Below are 25,714 nucleotides of genomic sequence, written 5' to 3'. Positions count from 1 at the left end.
CCAAGCACAGGACTAGGCAGCAGTGGCAAGCAACGCATCCCAGTTGGCCAAGAGCGGCAAGTTCGGCGACCTGCGTCGTCGGCTGGTGTTCCTGGTCCTTGCGCTGGTCGTGTACCGCATCGGGGCGCATATCCCCGTGCCCGGTATCGATCCGGCGCAGCTTCAGCAGCTGTTCAAGGGCCAGCAGGGCGGGATCCTGAGCCTGTTCAACATGTTCTCGGGCGGTGCGCTGTCGCGCTTCACCGTCTTCGCGCTGGGCATCATGCCCTACATCTCGGCCTCGATCGTCATGCAGCTCATGACGTACGTGGTGCCGAGCCTGGAAGCGCTGAAGAAGGAAGGCGAGGCCGGCCGTCGCAAGATCACGCAGTACACGCGCTATGGCACCCTGGGCCTGGCGATCTTCCAGAGCTTGAGCATCGCTTTCGCCCTGGAGAGCTCGCCCGGTCTGGTGCTTAGCCCTGGTTTCGGTTTCCGCGTGACTGCGGTGACCAGCCTGGTGGCCGGCACGATGTTCCTGATGTGGCTCGGTGAGCAGATCACCGAGCGCGGTCTGGGCAATGGCATCTCGATCCTGATCTTCGGCGGTATCGCCGCGGGTCTGCCGGGCGCCATCGGTGGTCTGCTCGAGCTGGTGCGTACCGGCGCGATGAGCGTGATCTCCTGCCTGGTCGTGATCGCGATCGTGATCGCCGTGACCTTCCTGGTCGTGTTCGTGGAACGCGGTCAGCGCAAGATCCTGGTGAACTACGCCAAGCGCCAGGTCGGGAACAAGGTCTACGGTGGTCAGAGCTCGCATCTGCCGCTGAAGCTGAACATGTCGGGTGTGATTCCGCCGATCTTCGCGTCGTCGATCATCCTGCTGCCCACCACGCTGGTGAGCTGGTTCGCAACCGGTGACAGCATGCGTTGGCTGAAGGACATCGCTGATGCGCTGCGTCCGGGACAGCCGATCTACGTGCTGCTGTATTCGGCTGCGATCGTGTTCTTCTGCTTCTTCTACACGGCGCTGGTGTTCAACAGCCGTGAGACCGCAGACAACCTGAAGAAGAGCGGGGCGTTCATCCCCGGGATTCGTCCCGGTGACCAGACGGCTCGGCACATCGACAAGATCCTGTCCCGGCTGACGCTGGCAGGTGCGGTGTACATCACCGGCGTGTGCCTGCTGCCTGAGTTCCTGACGTTGAAGTACAACGTTCCGTTCTATTTCGGTGGCACGTCGCTGCTGATCATCGTGGTCGTCACGATGGACTTCTGGGCCCAGGTCCAGTCCTATGTGATGAGCCAGCAGTACGAGTCGCTGTTGAAGAAGGCCAGCTTCAAGGCCAACTGACGCACCAGGCTATGTAGAAATTCCGACCCGATTCGGCAAGTATCGAAGGTATGGCGAAAGATGACGTCATTCAGATGCAAGGCGAGATTCTTGAGAACCTCCCGAATGCAACCTTTCGAGTCAAGCTGGAGAACGGTCACGTCGTTCTCGGTCACATTTCCGGGAAGATGCGCATGCACTACATCCGCATCCTTCCCGGCGACAAGGTGACTGTAGAACTGACGCCGTACGATTTGAGTCGTGCTCGCATCGTGTTCCGGGCGAAGTGAGCTTTTTAGCAACCCCCCGGATTAACGCTGATTGAGCGAACAGAGTAGGTCAAGGAGCAGACCATGAAAGTTTCGGCATCCGTCAAGAAGATGTGCCGCAATTGCAAGATCATCCGTCGTAATGGCGTGGTGCGTGTGATCTGTACCGATCCCCGCCACAAGCAGCGCCAAGGCTGATTGGCCTCACGACTGCAAGCGAATTAGAGGACGCACATGGCACGTATTGCTGGTATCAACATTCCGCCGCACAAGCACACCGAGATCGGTCTGACCTCGATCTACGGCATTGGCCGTACGACCGCGCAGAAGATCTGCAACAGCTGCGGCATTCCGCTGGACAAGAAGGTCAAGGACCTGAACGACTCCGATCTGGAAAAGATCCGTGAGGAAGTCGGCCGCCTGACCATCGAAGGCGACCTGCGTCGCGAGATGTCCATCAACATCAAGCGCCTGATGGACCTGGGTTGCTATCGTGGCTTCCGCCATCGCCGTGGCCTGCCGGTGCGCGGCCAGCGTACCCGCACGAATGCGCGTACCCGCAAGGGTCCGCGCAAGTCTGCGGCGACCGGCAAGAAGTAATCCGCGGCATCTGAAGAAAGCAAACCATGGCAAAAGCACCCAATAACTCGGCTGCCCAGCGCGTTCGCAAGAAGGTTCGCAAGAACGTTGCCGACGGCATCGCCCACGTGCACGCTTCGTTCAACAACACCATCATCACGATCACGGATCGTCAGGGTGGTGCGCTGTCCTGGGCCTCCTCCGGTGGCCAGGGCTTCAAGGGCTCGCGCAAGTCGACCCCCTTCGCTGCCCAGGTGGCTGCTGAAGTGGCCGGCCGCGCTGCTCAAGAACAAGGCATCAAGAACCTGGACGTCAAGATCAAGGGCCCCGGCCCGGGTCGCGAATCGTCGGTGCGCGCCCTGGCTGCGCTCGGCATCCGCATCAACTCGATCTCTGACGTGACGCCGGTGCCGCACAACGGCTGCCGTCCGCAGAAGCGTCGCCGCATCTAAGCGGTTACGCCACGCGATCAGGATCAGTGCGATAATCTCTGATTCGTTCAGAACCAGCCGGCTGGCGCGCAAGTGCCAGCCGGCCGTTTTGCTGAGGTTGGCGCTTGCGCCACCTCGGTGCGAGCGGGTGGAGACACCCGCCCGGTGAAGTCTCTGACTTCTTGAAGCCCACCGTCCGAGCCGACAAAAACACTGGCCGGACTCGCGCGTTGCACGGAATGTTTCCATGCTCGCGTCAGATTGATGAAGGACACGCAAAGTGGCACGTTACCTCGGCCCGAAGGCCAAACTTTCCCGCCGTGAAGGCACCGACCTGTTCCTGAAGAGCGCCCGCCGCGCCATCAGCGACAAGGCCAAGTTCGACACCAAGCCGGGTCAGCATGGCCGCACTTCGGGTCAGCGCACCTCGGACTTCGGTCTGCAACTGCGTGAAAAGCAGAAGGTCAAGCGCATGTACGGCGTGCTGGAGCGTCAGTTCCGCCGCTACTTCGCCGAAGCCGAGCGCCGCAAGGGCTCGACCGGCGTGAACCTGCTGGTCCTGCTGGAATCGCGCCTGGACAACGTCGTCTATCGCATGGGCTTCGGCTCGACCCGCGCGGAAGCCCGCCAGCTGGTCTCGCACAAGAGCATCACCGTGAACGGCGAAGTCGTGAACATCGCTTCCTACCTGGTGAAGGCCGGTGACGTCGTCGCCGTGCGCGAGAAGTCCAAGAAGCAGCTGCGCATCATCGACAGCCTGAAGCTGGCCGAGTCGATCGGTCTGCCGGCCTGGGTCGCTGTGGACGCCACCAAGCTGGAAGGCATCTTCAAGAAGACCCCGGACCGTGACGAGTTCGGCGCCGAGATCAACGAATCGCTGATCGTTGAGTTGTACTCGCGTTAATTCTTTCGTGCCTGCCGAGCGGCCCCGCAGGGGCCTGCTCGGCTTTTCCTCGTCCGGGCGTTGCCAGCTGTATTGGGGCGCGCCTGGTTGGTCCCTCAGCCTTATCGGTGTAACGAACCGAGGGTATTGAAAGAAAGACCTCATGCAAACGAATCTGCTCAAACCCAAATCCATCACTGTGGAGCCCCTGGGCGGTCATCGCGCCAAGGTGATCCTGGAGCCGTTCGAACGCGGCTATGGCCACACGCTGGGCAACGCCCTGCGTCGCGTGCTGCTGTCCTCGATGGTGGGTTATGCGCCGACGGAAGTGACGATCGCGGGCGTGCTGCACGAGTACTCCGCCATCGACGGCGTGCAGGAAGACGTGGTTCACATCATGCTGAACCTCAAAGGTGTGGTGTTCCGTCTGCACAACCGTGAGGAAGTGACCCTGGTCCTGCGCAAGGAAGGCGAAGGCCCGGTCACGGCCGCCGACATCCAGACCCCGCACGACGTCGAGATCATCAACCCCGATCACGTCATCGCCCACCTGTCGCAAGGCGGCAAGCTGGACATGCAGATCAAGGTCGAGAAGGGCCGCGGCTACGTCCCCGGCAACATGCGCCGCTACGGCGACGAACCGACCAAGGCCATCGGCCGCATCGTGCTGGACGCTTCGTTCAGCCCGGTCAAGCGCGTCAGCTACGCCGTCGAGAACGCCCGCGTCGAGCAGCGTACCGACCTGGACAAGCTGGTCATGGAAATCGAGACCAACGGTGCGATCAGCCCGGAGGAAGCGATCCGTGCCTCGGCCAAGATCCTGGTCGAGCAGATGGCCGTGTTCGCGCAGCTGCAAGGCACCGACCTGGTCGACGTGTTCGATCAAGCGCCGGCTGCCCGTTCCAGCAGCTTCGATCCGATCCTGCTGCGTCCGGTCGACGAGCTCGAGCTGACGGTGCGTTCGGCCAACTGCCTGAAGGCCGAGAACATCTATTACATCGGTGACCTGATCCAGCGCACCGAGACCGAGCTGCTGAAGACCCCGAACCTGGGTCGCAAGTCGCTCAACGAGATCAAGGAAGTGCTCGCCTCGCGCGGCCTGACCCTGGGCTCGCGTCTCGAGAACTGGCCGCCCCAAGGTCTCGACAAGCGTTGATTTTTTGAACATGGACGGGTCATCGACCCGTCCGGTGCCCCCGGCAGTACCTGATCCGGCTGCCGGCAATAACTGAAGGAAAGGAAAGCACCATGCGCCACCGTAACGGTCTCCGTAAACTGAACCGCACCAGCGAACACCGCGCCGCGATGTTCCGCAACATGGCAGTGTCCCTGCTGCAACACGAAGCGATCAAGACCACGCTGCCCAAGGCGAAGGAACTGCGTCGCATCGTCGAGCCGCTGATCACGCTGGCCAAGGAACCGACCCTCGCGAACCGTCGTCTGGCCTTCAACCGCCTGCGCGACCGCGACATCGTCGTGAAGCTGTTCAACGAACTGGGCCCGCGCTTCGCCACCCGTCCGGGCGGCTACACCCGCATCCTGAAGATGGGCTTCCGCGTCGGCGACAACGCCCCGATGGCGTACGTCGAGCTGGTCGACCGTCCGGAAGCGGCCGAAGGCGACGCTGAATAATCTCAGCGACTCGCATCCGCGCATGAAGGCCAGCAGCAATGCTGGCCTTTTTTCTTGTGTATCCGCGATACGCGCAAATCGGCAGGGCCATGGCACCTGTCGAACGTCATGCGGTCGTGCTTGGCGCTAAGCTTCGCGCCTTTCCGATCTCTCGACGACGCGCGGGCCACGAGTCCGCACGCGTTCCGCGCTTCATGACTCCTCTTGCCCTGATGCGACGCCTGATGCCGGCGTTGTTCCTGCTGATGGCCTTGACCGCTTCCCTGGTCTCGGGCCTGGCACGCGCCGACGATTTCCTCGACCCGGAGCAGGCCTTCAAGGTTGACGTGCAGTTGGTCGGCGACCGCGAGTTCCAGGTGAACTTCACCATCGCGCCCGGTTATTACATGTACCGCGACCAGTTCAAGCTGGAGCCCGCCACGGGCAGCTTGGGCGATATCGCCTGGCCGACGCCCAAGCGCAAGTTCGACGAGACCTTCCAGAAGGAAGTCGAGACCTATCGCGACCGGCTGAGCATCAAGGTGCCGGTGACCGCGCTGCAGGCAGCGCCGCTCAAGCTGGTGCTGACCGGCCAGGGCTGCGCGGACAAGGGCCTGTGCTATCCGCCGATGAAAAGCGAGCTGACACTGGGCCTGAAGGGCTTCGGTGGCGACGGCGCGGTGAAGATCGGCGCGGCGCCGGATGCGCTGAGCGGCTTCGGGGTGTCGAACGCGGTGGCCTCGACGGCGGCGGATGCGGCGCCCGCCAAGGCTGAAGCGGTGCCTGCGGTGGCAGCGCCCGTGACCGCCAGCGGCAACCCATTGGATGAGGTGCTGGCCTCTGGCCGCTTGTGGCTGGTGATCGGCGCGTTCTTCGCCGCCGGCGTGCTGCTGTCGCTGACGCCCTGCGTGTTGCCGATGCTCCCCATCCTGTCCTCGATCATCGTTGGCCAAGGCGGAACGCCGTCTCGAGCGCGCGGATTCTTCCTGGCGTTCAGCTACTCGCTGGGCATGGCGCTGCTGTACACGGCGCTCGGCGTCGCGGCCGGACTGGCTGGCGGCGGCCTCGCGGCCTATCTGCAGAAGCCGTGGGTCCTGGCGCTCTTCGCGCTGCTGCTGGTGGGCTTCTCGCTGTCGATGTTCGGTGTCTATGAGATCCAGTTGCCGAGCCGCTTCACCGGCGGGGTGTCCGATGCGACCCAGCGCTTGCCGGCGGGCAAGTTCTTCAGCGTCTTCGTGATGGGCGGGCTGTCGGCGCTGATCGTGAGCCCCTGTGTCGCGGCGCCGCTGGCCGGCGCGCTGCTCTACATCAGCCAGACGGGCAACGTGGCCATCGGCGGCCTGGCGCTGTTCGCGCTGGCCTGGGGCATGAGCGTTCCGCTGCTGCTGCTCGGCTTGTCGGCCGGGACGCTGCTGCCTCGCGCCGGTCCGTGGATGGAGACGGTGAAGTACTTCTTCGGCCTGCTGTTGCTGTCGGTGGCGCTGTGGATCGTGCAGCCGGTGCTGCCGGCTGTCGTGGCGCAGTTGCTGTGGGGCGCGCTGCTGGTTGCCGTGGCCGCGTTGCTGGGGCTCTTCCAGCGCGTGGAGGCCAACACGCCGCGCGTCTGGCTGCGCCGCAGCGCGGCAGTGGCCGCCATGGTGTTCGGCGTGGCGCAGTTCATCGGCGTGGCCGCTGGCGGCACCGATACCCTCAAGCCGCTCGCGGGCGTGATGGGGGGCAGCAAGTCCGCGGCGACGTCGGCCGCATCGGCCGAGGCTGCTGCTGTGAACTTCCGCAAGATCAAGAGCGTCGCGGAACTCGACGAGGCGCTGCGTACGGCCAGCAAGCCGGTGATGCTGGACTTCTACGCCGACTGGTGCGTGTCGTGCAAGGAGATGGAGCGCTTCACCTTCACCGATGCGCGGGTGCAGGCCAAGCTGGCGGGCGCCGTGCTGCTGAAGGCCGACGTCACCGCGAACAACGCCGAGGACCGCGAACTGCTCAAGCGCTTCAAGCTGTTCGGCCCGCCGGGCACGATCTTCTTCGACCCCAAGGGCGAGGAGCTGACAGGCGTTCGCGTGATCGGCTTCCAGGACGCGGACCGCTTCCTGCAGTCGCTCCAGGCGGCCGGCCTCTGATTCCTTGAAAGACTGTCGTCGAATGTTGAGGCGATAGTCCATTCCGTGCTACACTCTCTTTCTTCGATCGCGGGGTGGAGCAGTCTGGTAGCTCGTTGGGCTCATAACCCAAAGGTCGTCGGTTCAAATCCGGCCCCCGCAACCAGAACATCGAACGCTGTCTACGGACAGCGTTGTTGATGGGATCGACACGAAGGCTTCTGGCAACGTGCGATCCGATCAACACGGCAAACAGCCGCGGGGTGGAGCAGTCTGGTAGCTCGTTGGGCTCATAACCCAAAGGTCGTCGGTTCAAATCCGGCCCCCGCAACCAATCAGGTCGCAAGACCCGCAAACCCGCTCCAAGCCTCGCTTGCAGCGGGTTTGTGCTTTCTGCCCCGGTGAATCGCCCCGGCATAATCTGCCTCTTCTTTCAGATGTCGGCACGGGCCAGAGGTGGGGCGCGGAGCCACCCTCTTACGCGATATGTTCCAGAACATCCAGGCTCTGCGGGGCATTGCCGCGCTGCTCGTCGTGCTCCACCACTTCCTGCTGGTGAACCGCGGCGGCGGCTCGTCGATTGCGAACTACCACCATCTCGCCGAACTGGGCGCCGTTGGCGTGGACCTGTTCTTCTGCATCAGCGGCTTCGTGATGCTCAGCTCCATCGACCGGGGGCGGCACTTTGACCCCAAGGCCTTCGCTCTCGCGCGGTTCCGCCGAATCCTGCCGGCCTACTGGATTGCGACCTTGCTGTTTGTGACCGTCGTGGCTGCCTCCACGATCGCCAAGGGCGGCGTCAGCGCCTTGAACCAGCCGCTATTCGATCCGGCGTTCCTGCTGTCCAGCATCTTCCTGATCCCGGTCGTCCATCCAGTCACGCGCGAGATCCAACCCTTCCTGCATCAGGGCTGGACTCTGAGCTACGAGCTCTACTTCTACGCCTTGCTCATCCTGGCAGCGGCATGGACGAAGGCGCGCCCCTTGTTCACCGCGGTGGTGACCACCGCTTTGCTGGCGCTTGTCTTGGCTGCGACCCGTGGCGGCGGAGGCGTGCTATCGCAGTTCGCGGCCAACGACATCGTGCTGGAGTTCGGTTTCGGCATGGTGATCTATCTGCTGCGCGGCCACCGGCCCAGATTGGGCCTGATCGCCTGCCTGATGGGTGTTGCACTGCTGGTGCTGTCCGTGTTCACCTACGACCCCGCCTGGCGACTTCTCATGTGGGGCGTGCCGTCGGCGCTGATCGTGTACGGGCTGGTGGCGATGGAGGGCTCGTTCCAGGTGGGGCGGGCGCTGCGCGCCATGGGCGACAGCTCGTACTCGCTGTACCTGACGCACGGCGTGATCGTCTACGTCTACGCGGGCCTGATCAAGCGCGGATGGTTTCATGAGCCCTTGCAGCGCGATGGCGGCATCCTGATCTGGACGCTGGCGACACTCGCGCTGGGCTGGCTGTTCTATCGCCTGGTCGAGCGGCCGCTGACGCGCAAGCCGGCGTCAACCGATGAGCGCGCGGCGACGGGCGCCCGCGAGCTCGAAGGCAGAGCTTGAGCCTCGGCGTCCAGTTGCTGGATCAGCGCACGCGCAACGCCTCGTTCCCGTCCGCCGCGATGACGCGGCCGATGACCGATGCCGCTTCGAAGCCGTGGCGCGCGAAGATCGCGAGCACCTCGTCGACCGCCTCGGCGCTGCACGACACCAGCAGGCCGCCGCTGGTCTGTGGGTCGCTCAGCAGCGCCTGACTTTGCGCCGGCAGGGCGGCGCTCAGGCTGATCTCCGCGCCGTAGGCCGCCCAGTTGCGCCCGGAGGCGCCGGTGATGAAGCCTTCGGCGGCAAGCGACGGCACGCCGTCGAGCACGGGCACCGCGGACCAGTCGATCTCGACCGCGCAACCCGACCCGCGCGCCAGTTCCAGCGCGTGCCCGGCGAGCCCGAAGCCGGTGACATCCGTCAGCGCGTGGACGCCCTCGAGCGCCGCGAGCTCGGGCCCGGGGGTATTCAGCTTCGTCGTCGAGGCGAGCATCCGCCGATAGCCGTTCTCGTCGAGCTGGCCCTTCTTGAGCGCCGCCGACATCACGCCGACACCGAGCGCCTTGCCCAACACCAGCACGTCGCCGACGCGCGCGTCCGCGTTGCGCTTCACGCGCTTCGGATGCACGAGCCCCAGCGCGACCAATCCGTAGATCGGCTCGACCGAATCGATCGTGTGCCCACCCGCGATCGGAATGCCAGCTTCTCGGCAGATGGAGGCGCCGCCCTCGAGGATCCGGCCGATCGTCGCGGTGCTCAGCACCGCGATGGGCATGCCCACGAGCGCCAAGGCCATGATCGGCTTGCCGCCCATCGCGTAGACGTCGCTGATCGCGTTGGTCGCGGCGATGCGGCCGAAGTCGAACGGGTCGTCGACGATCGGCATGAAGAAGTCGGTGGTGGCGATCAGCGCCTGCTCGTCGTTGAGCTGATAGACCGCGGCGTCATCGGCGGTCTCGATGCCGACGAGCAGCTCGGGCGGGATCGGCAGCGCGCTGGTGCCCTTGAGGATTTCGGCCAGGACCCCCGGCGCGATCTTGCAGCCGCAGCCTCCGCCATGGGACAGCGAGGTCAGGCGCGGTTCCGCCGGCGCTGAAGCAGACGGGGCGGGCGGGACGGAGGCGGTGGATGCGTTCATGGGCGGGCAGCTTACCGCGCCCCGGCCTGACCAGGCGGGGGAGGGTGCTTGGCCAGCGCTTGCTGCAAGGCGATGAACTCGTCCATCGCCTCCCACAAGGGGGCGTAGCGTGCGGCGTCGTCGTCCAACTGCGTGAGCGCGAGTGCGCAAGCCTCCAGCGTGCTGCGCTGCGAATCCGCCTGCGCGCGTCGGATGGCGTAGCGAGAGGGCGGCGGCGTGTCGAGCGCGAGCCGGGGCAGCGACCGCAGCCACGGGTTCTCATAGAGCAGGCGGCGGCTGCGTCGCCAGGTGCCGTCCAGGACGATCAGCGTGATGGGTGCTTCGCTGATTCGCCCATCGGTCGCCGTCGGCATGGGCGCAGGCTGGGGCGCAGGCGCGGGCCGCGCCACGTCGCCCGCAGTCTGCGGGTACAGCAGGACGAGCCCCGCCGTCGAGGCAGGCGGGTCGAAGCGCTCGCCGACCCGAAGTTCCACACGAGACAAGCAGCGCGCGAGCAAGGCGGCTGTGCCTTTCGCCTGTCGGCTCTCATCGGGATCCTGAAGGATCAGCAGCGGTGTCGCGTTCTGAACCTTGCGCACGCAGGCGCACCAGCAGCCCGCCAGCGGACGGGCGCACGCGCCGCAAAGCGGGCGGCGCCCACCGGGGCCGCCACTCGCGGGTGGCGTGGGGGCAGCCATCGGTGGGAGCGCGTCAGCGCAGGGTCAGCTCAGGATCAGCGCTCAGCGCGGCTGACGCGGTGGCTTGCGGCCGTCGTTCGGTCGGCCTTGGCCCTCGCGGCGGGGGCGATCACCGCGATCGCCGCGATCCCCGCGATCACCACGCGGACCTTGCCCGGGGCCACCCGGCCGGCCTTCGCCACGGGGGGCGCCGCGACGATGTTCCTGTCCTCTGGGCGGGCGGTCCTGGCGTTCCGGCCGCGGAGGTTGCTGGGCTTCTTCCTCGCGGGCCAGCTTCAGCTGCGCGTCGAGCGCTTCCTGGGTCAGGCCCTTGAGCGCGCAGAAGTTGGCCGGCGTCAGCGTGGTGCGGGAGAAGTCACGCAGCAGCTGGGCGCGCTCCAGGCGACCGCGATCCTCCTCGGCACGGCGTGCGTCGGTGATGCCGCGACGCCGCGTCAGCTCTTCCTGAGCGGCGGCGCGGTGTTCGTCGGTGAGCTCACCGGCGGGCTGGCCGTCCAGGTCGAAACGGGTTTTGGCCCGGGTCAGCGCGATCAGGTAGCCGGTGCCGCCGGTGTAGCGGCGCAGAAAGGCCGACAACTGCGCCTTCGTGAACTGGCCGGGAGCGCGCTGCTGGATGTCGGACTGGACGCGCAGCTTCAGCGGCTTGACGCCGCCGCCGAACAGCGCGGGGAACAGTTCCTTCAGCTTGGCGGCCACGGCTTGCACGTCGACGCGGCCGCCTTCGGACGCCTTGGCCTGGCCTGGCGCCCCTGCGGTCGATGCGGCGGCCTCGTCGGCCACCGGCGTGGCCTCGGCGCTGGCGTCATCCGCTTCTTGGGGCAGCGCGTCGGCGCCGGCTTCCGGCGCTGTCAGCGCGGCGTCGGTCGTCTCGGTGGCGGTGGCCTTGGGATCGGGAGACACGGGAGAGGTCACTTCGTCTTGCGACGGGGTGCTGGAGGACATGCATCAAGCGGCGCGGGGCCGGCCTTCGGGAAAAAGGGGGATTGTGCCCAAGGCCGCGCGGGCGTGGCAATTCGCACCGATCAACGGCGACAACCCGTCCTGCCTGAGGCGGGCCCGCCGAAGGGGAAATCAGGTCTTCGGTTCGCAGGCGGGCTTGCAGATCAGCTCGGTGCGGCCCAGGATCCGTTTCGATTGCAGGCTGCTGGGCGGACGGTGGCGTCCGCACTTGAAGCAGGAACGGGTCTGGCCGCTGCCCTGGAACGGCGAACCGCCCAGCTTGGATTCATAGCGCAGGCCGTTATCCCGAACGGCGGTGCAGGTATCTTTGCTCATGGTCTCGCTTCGCGTGGCGCTCTTGTTCGCGCCGGCGAGCTCGTAGCCCGTCGGCGCCTCGATTCCCTCGCAGACCATATTAGGTGGGGCGTATGACGCCCCGCTACATCGCTTGCCCGGGGGTGAAAGCACTGCCCGACGAACGGCGGCGTTTGCGCCGACAATCGCCCGCTGCGCGCTGCCGCGGGCTCCAGAGAACCATGGCCAAACTGTTTTTCCGCTATGCCGCGATGAATGCCGGCAAGTCCACCGCCTTGCTGCAGGTGGCCCACAACTACGAGGAGCGCGGCCATGCGGTGCGCCTGTTCACCGCGGGCGTGGATGACCGTTACGGCAAGGGCCTGATCACCTCGCGGCTGGGCCCGCAGCGGGTGGCGGAGGTGTTCAACGCGGAAACGGACTTCCGGGCGCTGATCACGCAGACACCCAACATCGCCTGCATCCTCGTCGATGAGGCGCAATTCCTGACCAAGGACCAGGTCTGGTCCCTGCACGAGATCGCGCACATGCGCCACGTGCCGGTGATCGGCTACGGCTTGCGCACGGACTTCCGCGGAGAGTTGTTCACCGGTTCGGCGGCGCTGCTGGCGCTGGCCGACGAGATGGACGAGATGAAGACCATCTGCGACTGCGGCCGCAAGGCGACGATGAACATGCGCGTCGACGCCACCGGCCGCAAGCAGACCGAGGGCGCGCAGGTCGAGATCGGCGGCAACTCCCGTTACCGCGCGGTCTGCGGACGCTGCTTCAGAGCGTCCTGAGGACTGGGCGTCCCCAGGACCTGGCGGCGCAAGGCCGCCGGTAAGCCTGGGCTTACTTCTTCGTCGCCAGCTGCTCTTCCAGTTCCTTGCAGGACGGAGCGCAGACCGGCTGGGACTTGCCCAGCAGCTTGCGGGACTTCAGCAGTGCCCGGGGGCGATGCTTGCCGCAGAGGAAGCACGACATGGTCGCCGCGCCAAACGAAGAGGTCGCCGCGAAGGGCGAACCGGGAGCTTTAGAGCGATAGCGCAGACCATCGGCTTCGATGGTCGTCTTGGTCGTATCCTTAGCCACGCTGTTCCTGATCCTGATAAGAGTATGAAATGCCGCGCCGCCGGCCCCAAGTTCCCCCCAGGGGCAGACGGCGAAACCCGTATTTTCCTATAAGCCGGGCCCTCCCCGTACCGGGGCATCGCTAATGACCTCGCGCGAAGGTCGCCCGAATCGGCGGCAAGTGACATTTCCCACTTCGGAGGGCATGTAACACAGGCCCTGGGCACCTTGGCATGATCTAGGGAAAACACCTAGAATCGCGCCCGCGCCGTTTCACCGTGGCGTCCAAGACAACGACACATCAGGGAGCGAGCGCGTCGATGGAAAGGATCGAAGGGCTGTTTGCCGCCATGCGGGCGGCCAGTCAGGACATGGAATGGCCGGCGACCGAGGCCCGCGACAGCGGCCTGGAGAGCGTGGGCGAACTGGCCGAGCGCTATGCGCAGGCTGTCAGCGCGGCCCTGTGCGGACACTTCCGCAGTTCGCACGCCAGCCTGTGGTTGCTGGATGGCGAGCCCGGCGAGTACCGCCTGCGTTGCCTCGGATCCCACGCGATCGATGGCCCGAGCCATCAGCGCCCGGTCTGCGAGCAGCGCGCCTATCCCGGCTACTTTGACGCGCTGCTGAGCGAGGGCGTCTTCCACTGCGCCGATGCCCGGACCGACCCGCGTCTGTCCGCGCTCGAGCCGCCGCCCACCTGGCGCGCGATGCTGGATGTCAGCGGCCAGATCAACGGCAAGACCTTCGGCGTGATCGCGCTGGGACAGCGCGACGAGGCCCGCATCTGGAGCAAGCGCGAGGAGCTCGATCTGCGTCGTGCCACGGCCAAGGCCTGTCTGCACCTGCACGCGCTGCGACACGAGCTGGAAACCGTCTGACGCCTCGCGTCAGCGTCCCTGGAAGCGCGGCGCCCGCTTCTCCTGCCAGGCGCGCAGGCCCTCCGCCTGGTCTTCCGATGCGTTCGACATCTCCAGGTCCGCGCGCAACGCGTGAAGGTCCAGCCGCCCGTTGGCGATCGCGTTGAGGTGCTTCTTCATGCCCGACAAGGCCAGCGGCGCGTAGCCGCAGAGCCGCTCGCACAAGGCCTGGGTCGCCGCGTCCAACCCGTCCTCGTCGTCCAGCAACTGGTCCAGGAATCCGCTGTCGCGCATGGCTTGCGCGTCGAGGGTCTCGCAGGCGAGCAGCACCCGCTTGGCCATCGACAACCCCAGCCGATTCACATAGCGCTCCATGCCGCCGCGGTAGAAATGCAGCCCCAGCCGCGCGGCGGGGACGAACATCTCGCAGCGGCGCACGCCCAGTCGGAAATCGCAGGCCAGCGCCAGATCGGTGGCGCCGCCATACACCCCGCCCTGGATCGCGGCGACGGTCACCGGCCGCGCCTGCTCCCACGCATCGGTCAGCGATTCGAAGAGCGCGCCCGCGTCGACGCCGGGCGCCGCATGGATGTTGAAGCCGCTGCAGAAATGCCGGCCCTCCGCCTGCAGCAGCAGCACGCGGACCTCAGGCGTCCCGTTGACCTGACGCAGATGCGCTTCCAGCGCCTGCAGGTCGATCAACTCGAGCCGGTTGGCGACATGCGGTCGCCGCAGGGTGACCCGGGCCAGCGGGCCGTCGATCTCCAGCGCAGGGATGTGTTGAGGCATGGCGGCGCAGTCTAGCGAAGCGGCGCCTAGCACAAACCCGCCGTTTGAGCCTTAACTTCGACCGACCGGTCGGATTAACGTCTTGCGAAAAGTCAATGCGGCATCCACTGACGGTTTCCTGAACGCTTCCCGCTAGAGTGGGTTTCACGTCGCAATGGACGACCAACCCCCGGGCGATGGCCTTCGGAGCGGTCGCGACGTCGTCGGCACGCATCGGCGACGCGCGGTCAACGGCCACGCCCGGCACCACGACAGGAGACAAGGTGGACGGGGCGATTGCAAGCATCCTCATGCTGGACGGGGTGACCAACGGCGCGATCTACGCGTTGCTGGCGCTGGCCCTGGTCCTCGTGTTCGCGGTCACACGGGTGATCTTCATTCCCCAGGGGGAGTTCGTCGCCTTCGGCGCGCTGACGCTGGCGGGACTTCAACTCGGGCACACGCCGCTGACCATCCACTTCCTGATCGCGATGGCGCTGCTGGCGGCGCTGCTGGACCTGGTGGCCGCCATCCGCGCCCGGCGCGTCTCGGCCGAGCTGGCGCCGATCGCCTTGCGCGCCTTGCCGGGAGTGGCGATCGGACTCTGCGCGCTGTGGCTGGCGCCGATGAAGCTGCCGCTGGTCGCGCAAGCAATGCTCACGCTGGCCGTGGTCACGCCGATGGGCGGGTTGCTGTATCGGCTCGCCTACCAGTCGCTGGCCGACGCCTCGGTGCTGGTGCTGCTGATCGTCTCGGTCGGCGTGCACTTCGCGCTGACCGGCCTCGGCCTGGTGTTCTTCGGCGCCGAGGGCTCCCGCAACCCGAGCTTCTGGGACGCGAGCTACACGGCCGGTCCGCTGATGGTCTCGGGTCAGACGCTGATCATCGTGCTGGCGTCGGCCGCGCTGATCGTCGGCCTGTGGCTGTTCTTCGAGAAGAGCCTGTACGGCAAGGCGCTGCGCGCGACCGCGGTGAACCGGCTGGGCGCGCGGCTGATGGGCATCTCGAGCACCTCGGCGGGACGGCTGTCGTTCACGCTCGCCGCCTTCATCGGCGCGCTGTCCGGCATCCTGATCAGCCCGACCACGACAATCTTCTACGACAGCGGCTTCCTCATCGGCCTCAAGGGATTCGTGGCCGCCGTCTTCGCCGGGCTGTCCAGCTATCCGGGCGCGGCGCTGGGCGCCTTGCTGGTGGGCCTGATCGAATCGTTCAGCTCCTTCTGGGCCAGCGCCTTCAAGGAGGTCATCGTCTTCACTTCCATCCTGCCGGTGCTGCTGTGGCGCAGCTGGCGCGACCCGCACCATGAAGAGCATTGACGTGAGCACCGATCCCGCCGCCATGAAGTCCGCGACCAACGCTCCATTGCCCTCGGCCGCGAAGGCGCATCCGTGGTCCCGTCGCATCGTGCCCGCGCTGCTGTTGGCAGTGCTCGCAGTGCTGCCGCTGCTGCCGGTGCCCGAGTTCTGGATCACGCAGCTGAACTACATCGGCATGTTCGCGCTCGTCGCGCTGGGGCTGGTGCTGCTGACCGGCGTCGGCGGGCTGACCTCATTCGGCCAGGCGGCCTTCGTCGGCGTGGGCGCCTACACGACGGCGCTGCTGAGCGCGAAGTACGGGCTGTCGCCCTGGATCGGCCTGGCGGCCGGACTGGCGATCACGCTGCTGATCGCACTGGTGCTGGCGCTGATCACCTTGCGCATGTCGGGCCATTACCTGCCGCTCGCGACGATCGCGTGGGCGCTGAGCCTGAACTTCACGATCGCCAACATGGAGACGCTGGGCAAGTACGACGGGCTGCTGGGCGTGCCGGCGATCGAGCTCTTCGGCATGAGCCTGGCTGATGGCCGCGCGATCTACTACCTGATCTGGCTGTTCGCGATCCTCGGCGCGATCGCGGTGCGCAACCTGCTGGACTCCCGGCCCGGACGCGCGATCCGCGCGCTGGGCGGCGCGACAGTGATGGCCGAATCGATGGGGGTCTCGACCTTCCGCTACAAGGTCGTGATCTTCCTGATCGCAGCGCTGCTCGCGGCGGTCTCGGGCTGGCTGTTCGCGCATGTGCAGCGCACGGTGAACCCCAGTCCCTTCGGGCTGAAGATGGGCATCGAGTACCTGTTCATGGCCGTCGTGGGCGGCGTGTCCAGCGTGTGGGGCGCGTTCGTCGGCGCGGGCGTGTTCAAGATCATCGAGGACCAGCTCAAGGAGCTGCTGCCGCGACTGCTGGGCAGCAACGGCAACTTCGAGATCATCGTGCTGGGCGTCGTGCTGGTGCTGATGCTGAAGTACGCGCCCAAGGGCCTGTGGCCGTCGATGCAGGGCGCGCTGTCGCGCTGGTGGCCGGTTCGGCCGCGCGAGCGCGACTGGGACGGCGCGGCCCCGCTGGCCACGCGCTCGAAACCGCAAGCCGGATCGGTGCTGCTGAAGGTCGACAAGCTGCGCAAGCAGTTCGGCGGACTGGTCGCCGTGAACGACGTGAGCTTCGAGCTGCGCGCCGGCGAGATCATGGGCCTGATCGGCCCGAACGGCGCGGGCAAGTCCACGACCTTCAACCTGGTCTCGGGCGTGCTCGGTGCCACCAGTGGCGAGCTGCGCTTCGCGGGCGAGCCGATCACCGGCTTGCCCTCGCGTGAGATCGCCCGCCGCGGGATGTCGCGCACCTTCCAGCACGTCAAGATGATCCCGGACATGACGGTGCTCGAGAACGTCGCGCTTGGCGGCTACCTGCGCGCCAGCAGCGGCACCGCGCGCGCGATGCTCCGCATGGATCGCGCGGAGGAGAAACGCCTCTTCGCCGAGGCTGAATCGCAGCTGCGCCGCATCGGCATGCAGGACCATCTGAACGAGCTCGCCGGCAACCTCGCGCTGGGCCCGCAACGCCTGATGGAAATCGCGCGCGCGCTGTGCAGCGACCCGTCGCTGCTGCTGCTCGACGAGCCCGCCGCGGGCCTGCGCCACAAGGAGAAACAGGCACTCTCCGATGTGCTGCGCCAGCTCCGCGCCGAAGGCATGAGCATCCTGCTCGTCGAGCACGACATGGACTTCGTGATGGGCCTGACGGACCGCATCGTCGTCATGGAGTTCGGCACCAAACTGATCGAGGGCACGCCCGCCGACGTGCAGGCCAGCCCCGAGGTCCGCGCGGCCTATCTCGGAACGGAACACTGACATGAGCGAGCTGTTGAACGTCAGCGGACTGCACGCAGGCTACGGCCGCGCTGAAGTCCTGACCGGCCTGAACCTGCGCCTGCGCCAGGGCGAGGTCGTCACCGTCATCGGCCCCAACGGCGCCGGCAAAAGCACCACGCTCAACGCGCTGATGGGCGTGCTGCCCGCGCGCGGCCAGATCATCTTCGACGGCGAGGACGTGAACGGCCTCGGCCTCGAAGATCGCGTGATGAAAGGCCTCGCCCTCGTGCCCGAGAAACGCGAGCTCTTCACCACCATGTCCGTCGAGGACAACCTCATCCTCGGCGGCTTCCGGCCGATGCGGCTCGGCATCAAGGCGTGGCGCGATGAGCTTGAGCGCGTCTACGCGCTCTTCCCCCGTCTGAAGGAACGGCGCACGCAGCTCGCCGGCACGCTCTCCGGCGGTGAACGCCAGATGCTCGCCGTCGGTCGCGCGCTCATGGCGCGACCCAAACTCCTCATGCTCGACGAGCCCTCGCTCGGACTCGCACCGCTCATCGTCAAGGAAGTCTTCCGCATCGTCGCCCAACTGCGCGACGCCGGCGTCTCCATCCTGCTCATCGAGCAGAACGCCCGCGCCGCACTCGAAGTCGCGGACTACGGGTACGTGCTCGAGACCGGCGACATCGCCCTCGAAGGCAAAGCCGCCGACCTCGCCAAAGACCCCCGCGTCATCGAGACCTACCTCGGGGCGAGTCGCAAACAACATTGAGCAAGGATCACCCCGACCGGGTGCCCCCTTCTCCATGTCCTCCTTGGGTACCCTCTCCGGGTACCCAATTCCCCCCAATACTTCCGAAGGGGGCACCCGGCCGGGGTGATCCCGATGCGCTCTGGCAGCGGGTGTCGGGCGCAGTCAGTGGGGTTGGCCCTCTGCGAACATCTTGGCGAGACGCTCCTTCAGCTGCGACTCGGACACATCCTCCTTGTGCGTGGACACCATCCACTTGTGTCCGTACGGATCAGCAATCACACCCATCCGGTCACCCCAGAACTGGTCCGCCACAGGCATCTCCACCTTCGCGCCCGCACCCTCCGCCGCCTTCACCGTCGCATCCACGTCCGGCACGTAGATCACCACCGTGATCGGGCTGCCGTTCAGGCTCAACGGACTCAGCGCCCCACAGTTCGACCGCTCCTCGGTCAACATGAACTTCGCGCCCCCCACATTCAACTCGGCATGCATCACGCCATCCGGCGCATCCAGCCGCAACTCCACCTTCGCGCCAAACGCGCGCTGATAGAAATCGATCGCGCCAGCCGCGTCGCGAATCGTCAGATACGGCGTCGCGCCATTGGCAGCCGGCACAGCAGAAACAGCAGTCATCACAATCTCCTTCGGTGGTGAATCAACATCGGTACGACGTACAGCCGTCACCAGATTCGACACGCCCAGCCTGCCAGTCCGTGACAGGATCGTCGCTCCCTCGTCCCGCGTTCGCCGGACACCCCCTTGACACCCCGCTGACACCCCGATTCCGGGGGGCTCTCCGTGACGTCCCCGAAACACGCCCCACCGCCTCGCCCACCATAATCCGCCGACCCTCCACCATGGCGCTCCTGTCCTCCCTCCGCAAACTCCTCTCCGGCTCCGGCGATACCCCGTCGGCCGGTGGAGCGTCCGCCATGGGAACAGGCGCGCGAAGCGCGTCGCCCGCCACGGTGCCCACCGCACCTCCGAGCCCTCCCGCCCCGGTCTCGCAACCGCCAGGCACGGCGTACTCGCAAGGCCCGAGCATGGTCTCGACCCAGACCGCCGTGTACAGCGGGGGCGATCTCGTCTTCCCGACGCTCGACGCCTCTCCCGAATGGCTGCAGTTCAGCACCCGATTGCTGGGCCTGTCCCGTCTGAAGGACGTTCCGCCGTCGACCGGCGAGCAAGGCCTGATGCAACGCCTGCAAGCCCAGCGCGGCTCGCAGTGGGCCGACCTGCTGCCCCGGCTGCCCGCCGTGCTGCCGCAACTGATGCGCCTGGTGCGCCGCGAGGACGTGGCCGGGTCGGAACTCGTGCAGCTGCTGTCGCGCGATCCCAGCCTCGTCGGCGAGCTGATGCGCTTGGCCAACTCGCCGCGCTATCGCACCGAGCGTGAGATCACCGACCTCTCCGGCGCCGTCATGGTGCTCGGCCAGCAGGGCCTGAACCAGCTGGTGATGAGCGTGGCGATGCGCCCCATCTTCCACCAGGGCAAGGGCCGCTACGGCAGCCGCGCCGGCACGCTGCTCTGGGACCTGAGCGAGCGCACCGCGTTCGCGACCCTGCGCCTGGCCAACGCCGGCGACGACGAGTTCGCCGCCTACCTCGCGGGCTTGAGCTCGCAGCTGGGACTGATGGCCCTGCTGCGCGCGCTGGACGCGATGTCCGCGCCCTCGGTGCCGCCGATGGACCGCGAGGGCCTGCATCGTCAACTGCTGCCGCTCACCGCCGCGTGGTCGGCGCAGATCGTCGAGCACTGGGGCTTCCCGGTGAAGGTCGCCGAGGCGCTCGTGCCGCGTCCCGGCCGCAGCGCCGAGTCGACGGTCCTGGCTCAACTGGTCCGCCAGGCCCAGGCCGTCGCGTTGCGCCAGCTGATGCAGCCCGGCCTGCAGCCGGCGCAACTGGGTGATTGGTCCGCCGCGCAGCAGCGCTGCTACGCCGAGCTCGACCGCGAGTTCAGCGGCACCGGCGCCGCGGTCTGATCGCCCGATCCGGGCAGATTCGATCTGATCCTCAGCCGCCGCGGCGCCTGGTCAGCCGCCAGGCCGCGAGCCCGAATGCACCCTCGAGCAACAACGCCAGCGCCGCCGCCGGCAGCGCCCCCGCGAGCAGCAAGGTCTGATCGTTCAGCGCGAGTCCGGTGACGATGCGCTCGCCGTAGCCGCCCGCACCGATGAAGGCCGCCATCGTCGCGGTCCCGACCGAGAGGCTCGTCGCCGTGCGCAGTCCCGCGAGCATCACCGGCAACGCCAGCGGCAGCTGCACGCAGCGCAGCACCTGACCGCGCGACAGCCCCAGCGCCCGCGCCGCGGTGATCAGGCCGTCGGGCACCTCGCTCATGCCGACCGTGCAGTTGCGAAGCACCGGCAGCAACGCGTAGAGCGTCAGCGCGACGAGCGCGGGCACCGGCCCGATGCGGTTCATCGCCCAGATCAGCAAGGCCAGCATGGCCAGCGACGGCACCGTCTGCAGCAGCGCGCAGACCGCGAGCAAGGCCTCGCGCCAGCGCGGCCAGGGATGCAGCGCCACCGCCAGCGGCACGCCGATCAACGCGGCCAGGGCGACTGCGCCCAGCACCAGCGAGAGGTGCTGCCACGTGAGCCGGCGGAGGTCCGGCCCAGTCAGCCGCGCCCACAGGCCGCCGGAGGATGCGGCGTCCGTAGAGGCAGACGCTGACGCCACGGACGCCCCCGAGGTCGATGCCGCGGTCGAGGAGGGCACCGATGCCGACGCGGTGTGCCGCGCGAGGAAGTCTCGAGCGATGGCGTCGAAGGGCCGCTGCTTGTTCTCGGCCTGCGCGTTCATCGCGATCATCGCGGGCTCGTCGATGCGGCCCTGCAGCGCCTGCATCGCCGCCCAGGCCCGAGGGTGTCTCGCCGGCAGGTCCAGTCGATACAGCAGCACCGCGTCATATCGCGGGAAGAAACCCGCGTCGTCCTTCAGCACGGTCAGCGCGAGGCCTTCGATCTGCGCATCGGTCGTGTAGACATCGGTGACGTCGATCTGCGCGTCCGCGAGCGCGCGATACGCCAGGCCGTGGTCGAGCCCTGTCGGCGACTGCGGCAGGCCGTAGCGCCGAGACAGGCCGGGCCAGCCGTCCGCGCGGCCGAGGAACTCGTTGCTGAGCCCGAATCGCAGCGACGCCTGGCCCTTGAGCTGGGACAGCGCGGTGAGGCCGAGCTCGCGCGCCTGCGCCGAGCGCATGGCCAGCGCGTAGCCGTTGTTGAAGCCGAGCGGCACGCCGATCGCGAGCCCCAGCGGTCGCAACTCCGCCTGCAGCTGGGCCAGCGGCGCGCCAGTCGCGGCGTGGCCCAGGATCTCGCGCTCGATGGTGCCGAGGTATTCAGGATAGACGTCGATCGCGCCGGACTTGAGCGCCGCGTGCACGATGGCCGTGTTGCCCAGTCCCTGTCTGACCTCGACGACGGCCCCGGGATCGCCGGCCCGCGCCGTCTGCGCGAGGATCTCGGCCAGCACGTAGCTCTCGGTGAAGCGCTTGGAGCCGATGCGCAGCGGCTCGGCCGCCCAGGCGCTCGCGCTCAAGGCCATCTGCGCGACAACCGCCATCAGCAGCAGTGGCAGCGGCAACCGCAGCAGCAGCGGCAACTGCAGCGGCACGAGACGAAGAAGGGGCCGCAGCCAGCTCAGCGACATCATCGGCGCAGCATAGTCGAGCCACCCCGGCTGCGCGCCAGCGTGCGCAACACCTGGCCCGCGAAGGCCTGGGCCGCGGGCGAGGCCGCGGAGGCCTTGCTCCGCATCAGCACCACCGACATCGCCGGCAGCGTCGTGGCCGGCGGCAGCCCATGGCGCTCGTCCAGCAGCTCCATGCCCTCGGGCACGCTGCATCGCGTGAACAGCGCGATGGCCAGGCCGCTCTCCACCGCGGCCAGCATGCCCGCGGGGCTCGCGCTGTCGCACACGATGCGATACGGCCGCTTGAGCGCGGCCAGCGCCGCGAGCGCCGCCTTGCGAGCCAGGCTGCCCGACTCGTACACCGCCACCGGCAGCGGGGTCTGGCGCCAGGCCTCGAAGCGCGGCGCGCCGAACCACGCCAGGGGCTCCTCGAACAGCGCCTGTCCGCGGCCGGCGCGGTCGCGCGTGACCACCGCCACGTCGATCTCGCCGCGCGTCACGCGCGGGATCAGGACCGTGGACTGCTGGCATACCAGCGTCAGCTCCACCGCCGTGTGCCGCCCGGCGAAGTCGCGCAGCACCGGTGTCAGATAGGGCACGGCGTAGTCCTCGGGCACGCCGATGGTCAGGCGGCCGTGCAGAGTCTCGCGACGCAGGGCCTGCACCGCCTCGTCATGCTGCGCGAGCACTCGGCGCGCATGGCCGAGCAGCTCACGCCCCGCCGGCGTCAGGTCCAGCCGCCGCGGGCTGCGCACCAGCACGGGCTGGCCGACCGCGTGCTCGAGCTTGGCGATCTGCATGCTCAGCGCGGACTGCGAGCGATGCACCAGCGCGCCGGCCGCCGTCAGCGACCCCGCATCCACCGCCGCGACGAACGCGCGCAGCCAGTCCAGTTGAAGATCCGTCGACGCCATGTGATCTCCCGCCCATCGGGGAACCATTCGAATCCGTGATGCTAAACGTGATGAGGAATCGCTTTGCGGGATGAGGTCGGGAGGCCAGACTCGGCGCATGAGTTCCTCGTTGTCTCACGTTCAGGACGCCTCGCTGGCGTCGATGCCCGCCGATGCGCGCCGTCTGCGCGAGGGCCAGGCGCTGATGATCGGCGGCGGCCTGCTGCTGGGCACCATCGGCGTGTTCGTCGAGGAAGCGGCGCAGGACCCGGCCACCACCGTGTGGTTCCGCTGTGTGTTCGGACTGGCCGCGTTGCTGGCCTGGGGTGCGGCGCGCGGGCAGTTGGGCGAGCTCGCGCGATTGCGAGGAAGCGCGCTGGCCGCAGTGATCGCGGTCGGTGCGCTCACGGTGCTGAACTGGGGGCTGTTCTTCGCGGCGATCCCGCGCTGCTCGATCGCGGTGGCGACGGTGGTGTTCCATGTGCAGCCGTTCTGGTTGATGGCGATGGGCGCGTTCTGGCTGCGCGAGCGCGTCACCGGCGCGCAGTGGGCCGCGACCGGCGTGGCCTTGCTCGGCCTGACGCTGGCGACCGGCATCGCCGACGATGCCTTCGGCGCCACCGCCGCCGGCAGCGCGCGGGCCTTGCCCGGCTACGCGGCCGGCGTTGCCTTGTGCCTGCTGGGCTCGATCAGCTATGCGGCGGCGAGCTTCATCGCCAAGATCCACGCCGAGCGTGCGGGGTCGTTCGCGCTGTCGGCCGGGCAGTGCGTCGTCGGCACGCTGGTGCTGCTGCCGTGGCCGCTGATGCAGGGACTGCCGGCGGCCGGCCCGGCCTGGGGATGGCTGGCCGGACTGGGCGTGCTGCATACCGGACTGGCGTACGTGGTGCTCTACGCCGGCATGGCGCGGCTGGGCACCGGTCGGATCGCGGTGCTGCAGTTCGTGTATCCCGGCAGCGCGGTCGTCGTTGACTGGCTGGTCTATGGCCGCGCGCTCGGTCCGGCGCAGATGGCCGGCGTCGCGCTGATCGGCGTGGCGCTGTGGTCGCTGCGCCGGCGGGCGTGAGCCCGCTCAGCCCCAGGCGCGCGGATCGTCCGGCTCGGCGAGCATCGTGCCGTCGAGCAGCAGATGGGCGCGGCCCTCCCGGCTGTCGCCATCCGCGAGATCGACCCGCACCGAGCCGTCCAGCGCGAAGCTCGCGGTCACCGCGCCCGTCGGCGTGTCCAGTTGCACCGGGCCGGGCCGCAAGCGGCCCAAGTGCGCCAGCGCCGCGATCACCGCGATCACCACGCCCGGTCCCGCGGGCGCCGGTCCATCGGCATCCAGGAACAGCACGCCGGCCAGGCTCCCGGGCCGCTCGGGCTCGGTCAGCAGCGCCACCCGCGTGCCCGGCGCGCTGCGCGGCGGGCCGCTCAGCGCCAGCCGCCAGGCGTCATGCCGCGCGCGGAAGTCGGCCAGCCGGTCCGGCATCGTCGCTCCGACGAGCGCCGGCCCGCCGCTGGCGACGATCCGCGTGAGCAGACCCTCGACATGCGCGTCGATCAGCCGGATCGGGTCGGACAGGAAGTTCATGCGATGACCTGTTGCGTGAAGGCGCGCAGGTGATCCATCAGGGCATCCGAGGCCTGCGCGGCCGCCTCGCCATCCCCGCTCGCGATCGCCTCGGCCAGGCGCTGATGCGCCCGCGCCCCGCTCGCGACGTCGCCCAGGTGCCGGTACGCGTACCAGAAGCGCCGGCACTGGATGATCATCGGCAGCACCGCCGCCACCGCGTAGCGGTTTCGGCAGGCGGCGTGATTGACCCGGTCCAGCGCCTGGTCCACCCGCATGTAGGCCTCCAGGTCGCCGCGCCCGGCTGCCTCGGCCATTCGCGCGGCGCAGTCCCGCAACGCGGCGCGCTGCGCGGGCGAGGCCCGCCGCGCCGAGCAGCACGCGATCAGCCGCTCCAGCGGCCGGCGCGCCTCCAGCAGGTCCAGGTGCTCGGCCAGCGGCATCGCGCTGACCAGCAGCCCGCGCCGCGGCTGCTGCGCGATCAGCCCGCTGGCCACCAGCCGCATCAGCGCCTCCCGCGTGGGCGTGCGCCCCAGGCCGATCCTCGCGATCAGCTCGGACTCCACCACCGGCGCCCCGGGACGCAATTGCAGCGTCGCGATCAGGGTCTCGATCGCGTCATAGGCCTGGTCCGCCTGGCGGCGTTTGTCGACGTCCTGCTGCTCGAGGGTGTCTGAAGTCATGGGCGCGCATCATCGCAGGTCCGGCCGGACCGCGATCCCGCACGCTAGGTGATTGAGTTTGCGCAGGTCAACCCCAGTTAAATCCGCGTCCGGCGGCCGCCGAGCCTGCCGGACGGGCCGCATACAATCACCGGTTCTTCCGTACGCCCGGACCCCGTGTCCGGCGGCGCCGAGGCCCTGAGGCCGAAGCCAACGCATTTCCTGAGGGATATCGACGTGTTTATTTCCAACGCTTTCGCGCAGACCGCCGGCGCCGCTTCCACGAGCGCCACGGCCGGCTTCATGCAGATGCTGCCGCTGGTGGCCGTGTTCGTCGTCATGTACTTCGTGATGATCCGCCCCCAGATGAAGCGCCAGAAGGAGCACCGCGCCATGGTCGAGGCCCTGGCCAAGGGCGACGAGGTCATCACCTCGGGCGGCATGCTCGGCAAGGTCAGCAAGATCGATGAGCAGTACCTGAGCGTCGAGATCGCCAGCGGCGTGGAGATCAAGGTCCAGCGCACCGCCGTGGTCCAGGTCCTGCCCAAGGGCACCGTGTCGAAGTAAATCGACGTCCCCACCCGGAGCGCGCCGCGCCCAAGGCGTGACCGCTCCCTGACGACCCGG

Annotated in this window: 29 protein-coding genes and 2 tRNA genes; 20 read left to right on the top strand and 11 right to left on the bottom strand. The window is 67.7% G+C overall.

Going from position 1 to position 25,714, the window contains the following annotated elements:
- The first annotated feature begins 22 nt into the window (after positions 1–22).
- From secY to ACNI65_RS20660, 12 genes are all read left to right on the top strand, one after another.
- The gene (gene secY / locus ACNI65_RS20715; RefSeq protein ID WP_416759089.1) at positions 23–1,333 is read left to right on the top strand and encodes a preprotein translocase subunit SecY; all 1,311 of its coding nucleotides are present in this window, start codon (positions 23–25) and stop codon (positions 1,331–1,333) included.
- 50 nt (positions 1,334–1,383) lie between these two features.
- Positions 1,384–1,602 (top strand): translation initiation factor IF-1, encoded by a 219-nt coding sequence (infA, locus tag ACNI65_RS20710; protein WP_009855680.1) that lies wholly within the window; start codon positions 1,384–1,386, stop codon positions 1,600–1,602.
- A 63-nt stretch (positions 1,603–1,665) separates the two neighbouring features.
- Positions 1,666–1,779, top strand: a complete 114-nt coding sequence (gene rpmJ, locus ACNI65_RS20705; RefSeq protein ID WP_058933616.1) for a 50S ribosomal protein L36 — start codon at positions 1,666–1,668, stop codon at positions 1,777–1,779.
- Positions 1,780–1,815: 36 nt separating this feature from the next.
- Positions 1,816–2,181 (top strand): 30S ribosomal protein S13, encoded by a 366-nt coding sequence (rpsM, locus tag ACNI65_RS20700; RefSeq protein WP_088404620.1) that lies wholly within the window; start codon positions 1,816–1,818, stop codon positions 2,179–2,181.
- Positions 2,182–2,207: 26 nt separating this feature from the next.
- Positions 2,208–2,612, top strand: a complete 405-nt coding sequence (gene rpsK / locus ACNI65_RS20695; protein ID WP_056194196.1) for a 30S ribosomal protein S11 — start codon at positions 2,208–2,210, stop codon at positions 2,610–2,612.
- Positions 2,613–2,871: 259 nt separating this feature from the next.
- On the top strand, positions 2,872–3,495 hold the full coding sequence (rpsD, locus tag ACNI65_RS20690) for a 30S ribosomal protein S4 (protein ID WP_088404622.1): 624 nt from the start codon (positions 2,872–2,874) through the stop codon (positions 3,493–3,495).
- Between the two features lie 142 nt (positions 3,496–3,637).
- Entirely contained in the window at positions 3,638–4,630 is a 993-nt protein-coding gene (locus tag ACNI65_RS20685) for a DNA-directed RNA polymerase subunit alpha (RefSeq protein WP_067278809.1), read from the top strand.
- Positions 4,631–4,722: 92 nt separating this feature from the next.
- Positions 4,723–5,106: a 50S ribosomal protein L17 gene (gene rplQ, locus ACNI65_RS20680; RefSeq protein ID WP_416759085.1), complete on the top strand. Its 384-nt coding sequence runs from the start codon at positions 4,723–4,725 to the stop codon at positions 5,104–5,106.
- A gap of 194 nt (positions 5,107–5,300) precedes the next feature.
- Positions 5,301–7,202: a protein-disulfide reductase DsbD gene (dsbD, locus tag ACNI65_RS20675; protein WP_416759084.1), complete on the top strand. Its 1,902-nt coding sequence runs from the start codon at positions 5,301–5,303 to the stop codon at positions 7,200–7,202.
- Between the two features lie 68 nt (positions 7,203–7,270).
- Positions 7,271–7,347: transfer RNA gene (locus tag ACNI65_RS20670), tRNA-Met, on the top strand.
- Between the two features lie 91 nt (positions 7,348–7,438).
- A tRNA-Met gene (locus ACNI65_RS20665) sits at positions 7,439–7,515 on the top strand.
- Between the two features lie 152 nt (positions 7,516–7,667).
- Positions 7,668–8,735, top strand: coding sequence for an acyltransferase family protein (locus ACNI65_RS20660; protein ID WP_416759082.1), 1,068 nt, complete (start codon positions 7,668–7,670; stop codon positions 8,733–8,735).
- Positions 8,736–8,757: 22 nt separating this feature from the next.
- Here the strand turns inward: ACNI65_RS20660 and selD are convergent, their stop codons facing one another.
- From selD to ACNI65_RS20640, 4 genes are all read right to left on the bottom strand, one after another.
- On the bottom strand, positions 8,758–9,852 hold the full coding sequence (selD, locus tag ACNI65_RS20655; RefSeq protein WP_416759081.1) for a selenide, water dikinase SelD: 1,095 nt from the start codon (positions 9,850–9,852) through the stop codon (positions 8,758–8,760).
- Between the two features lie 11 nt (positions 9,853–9,863).
- The gene (locus tag ACNI65_RS20650; protein ID WP_416759080.1) at positions 9,864–10,529 is read right to left on the bottom strand and encodes a tRNA-uridine aminocarboxypropyltransferase; all 666 of its coding nucleotides are present in this window, start codon (positions 10,527–10,529) and stop codon (positions 9,864–9,866) included.
- Between the two features lie 42 nt (positions 10,530–10,571).
- A complete protein-coding gene (locus tag ACNI65_RS20645) occupies positions 10,572–11,429 on the bottom strand; it encodes a ProQ/FINO family protein (RefSeq protein ID WP_416759079.1) in 858 nt (285 codons plus the stop codon).
- Positions 11,430–11,600: 171 nt separating this feature from the next.
- Complete coding sequence (locus ACNI65_RS20640; RefSeq protein WP_416759078.1) at positions 11,601–11,804, bottom strand: hypothetical protein; 204 nt, start codon at positions 11,802–11,804, stop codon at positions 11,601–11,603.
- A 200-nt stretch (positions 11,805–12,004) separates the two neighbouring features.
- Here ACNI65_RS20640 and ACNI65_RS20635 point away from each other — a divergent pair, with 200 nt between their 5' ends.
- Positions 12,005–12,565: a thymidine kinase gene (locus tag ACNI65_RS20635; RefSeq protein WP_416759077.1), complete on the top strand. Its 561-nt coding sequence runs from the start codon at positions 12,005–12,007 to the stop codon at positions 12,563–12,565.
- 52 nt (positions 12,566–12,617) lie between these two features.
- On the opposite strand, the gene ACNI65_RS20630 is transcribed toward ACNI65_RS20635, so the two are convergent.
- Entirely contained in the window at positions 12,618–12,857 is a 240-nt protein-coding gene (locus ACNI65_RS20630) for a hypothetical protein (protein ID WP_091728029.1), read from the bottom strand.
- Between the two features lie 299 nt (positions 12,858–13,156).
- On the opposite strand from ACNI65_RS20630, the gene ACNI65_RS20625 reads away from it, so the two are divergent.
- Positions 13,157–13,714, top strand: coding sequence for a hypothetical protein (locus tag ACNI65_RS20625; protein ID WP_416759076.1), 558 nt, complete (start codon positions 13,157–13,159; stop codon positions 13,712–13,714).
- A gap of 9 nt (positions 13,715–13,723) precedes the next feature.
- Here ACNI65_RS20625 and ACNI65_RS20620 read toward each other — a convergent pair whose 3' ends face one another.
- The gene (locus ACNI65_RS20620) at positions 13,724–14,482 is read right to left on the bottom strand and encodes an enoyl-CoA hydratase/isomerase family protein (RefSeq protein ID WP_416759075.1); all 759 of its coding nucleotides are present in this window, start codon (positions 14,480–14,482) and stop codon (positions 13,724–13,726) included.
- Positions 14,483–14,745: 263 nt separating this feature from the next.
- Here ACNI65_RS20620 and ACNI65_RS20615 point away from each other — a divergent pair, with 263 nt between their 5' ends.
- From ACNI65_RS20615 to ACNI65_RS20605, 3 genes are read left to right on the top strand one after another with little or no spacing between them, the layout of a single operon-like run.
- Positions 14,746–15,780: a branched-chain amino acid ABC transporter permease gene (locus ACNI65_RS20615; protein ID WP_416763670.1), complete on the top strand. Its 1,035-nt coding sequence runs from the start codon at positions 14,746–14,748 to the stop codon at positions 15,778–15,780.
- A 22-nt stretch (positions 15,781–15,802) separates the two neighbouring features.
- Positions 15,803–17,629 carry an ABC transporter permease subunit gene (locus ACNI65_RS20610; RefSeq protein ID WP_416763669.1) on the top strand — a complete coding sequence of 609 codons (1,827 nt, stop codon included), beginning with the start codon at positions 15,803–15,805 and terminating at the stop codon, positions 17,627–17,629.
- Between the two features lies 1 nt (position 17,630).
- Positions 17,631–18,362 carry an ABC transporter ATP-binding protein gene (locus ACNI65_RS20605; RefSeq protein ID WP_416759073.1) on the top strand — a complete coding sequence of 244 codons (732 nt, stop codon included), beginning with the start codon at positions 17,631–17,633 and terminating at the stop codon, positions 18,360–18,362.
- Positions 18,363–18,506: 144 nt separating this feature from the next.
- Here ACNI65_RS20605 and ACNI65_RS20600 read toward each other — a convergent pair whose 3' ends face one another.
- Positions 18,507–18,977, bottom strand: coding sequence for a VOC family protein (locus ACNI65_RS20600; protein ID WP_416759072.1), 471 nt, complete (start codon positions 18,975–18,977; stop codon positions 18,507–18,509).
- Positions 18,978–19,387: 410 nt separating this feature from the next.
- On the opposite strand from ACNI65_RS20600, the gene ACNI65_RS20595 reads away from it, so the two are divergent.
- Positions 19,388–20,326, top strand: coding sequence for an HDOD domain-containing protein (locus tag ACNI65_RS20595; protein WP_416759071.1), 939 nt, complete (start codon positions 19,388–19,390; stop codon positions 20,324–20,326).
- A 31-nt stretch (positions 20,327–20,357) separates the two neighbouring features.
- On the opposite strand, the gene ACNI65_RS20590 is transcribed toward ACNI65_RS20595, so the two are convergent.
- Together ACNI65_RS20590 and ACNI65_RS20585 are read right to left on the bottom strand one after the other, a co-directional pair.
- Positions 20,358–21,911 carry a glycine betaine ABC transporter substrate-binding protein gene (locus tag ACNI65_RS20590; protein ID WP_416763668.1) on the bottom strand — a complete coding sequence of 518 codons (1,554 nt, stop codon included), beginning with the start codon at positions 21,909–21,911 and terminating at the stop codon, positions 20,358–20,360.
- Between the two features lie 86 nt (positions 21,912–21,997).
- Positions 21,998–22,894, bottom strand: coding sequence for a LysR family transcriptional regulator (locus tag ACNI65_RS20585; protein ID WP_416759070.1), 897 nt, complete (start codon positions 22,892–22,894; stop codon positions 21,998–22,000).
- 109 nt (positions 22,895–23,003) lie between these two features.
- On the opposite strand from ACNI65_RS20585, the gene ACNI65_RS20580 reads away from it, so the two are divergent.
- Positions 23,004–23,939: a DMT family transporter gene (locus tag ACNI65_RS20580; RefSeq protein WP_416759069.1), complete on the top strand. Its 936-nt coding sequence runs from the start codon at positions 23,004–23,006 to the stop codon at positions 23,937–23,939.
- Between the two features lie 6 nt (positions 23,940–23,945).
- On the opposite strand, the gene ACNI65_RS20575 is transcribed toward ACNI65_RS20580, so the two are convergent.
- Positions 23,946–24,446 carry a proline racemase family protein gene (locus ACNI65_RS20575; RefSeq protein WP_416759068.1) on the bottom strand — a complete coding sequence of 167 codons (501 nt, stop codon included), beginning with the start codon at positions 24,444–24,446 and terminating at the stop codon, positions 23,946–23,948.
- The gene (locus ACNI65_RS20570) at positions 24,443–25,108 is read right to left on the bottom strand and encodes a GntR family transcriptional regulator (RefSeq protein WP_416759067.1); all 666 of its coding nucleotides are present in this window, start codon (positions 25,106–25,108) and stop codon (positions 24,443–24,445) included. Before ACNI65_RS20570 ends, ACNI65_RS20575 begins: the two co-directional genes overlap by 4 nt.
- 216 nt (positions 25,109–25,324) lie before the next feature.
- Between ACNI65_RS20570 and yajC the strand changes: the two genes are divergently transcribed.
- Entirely contained in the window at positions 25,325–25,654 is a 330-nt protein-coding gene (yajC, locus tag ACNI65_RS20565) for a preprotein translocase subunit YajC (protein ID WP_416759066.1), read from the top strand.
- Positions 25,655–25,714 lie beyond the last annotated feature (60 nt).

It is taken from the genome of Roseateles sp. So40a (assembly GCF_048081605.1).
Lineage (GTDB): Bacteria > Pseudomonadota > Gammaproteobacteria > Burkholderiales > Burkholderiaceae_C > Roseateles.
The sequence above is the reverse complement of the archived record's forward strand: the minus strand, read 5'-3'. Positions and strand labels throughout refer to the sequence as shown.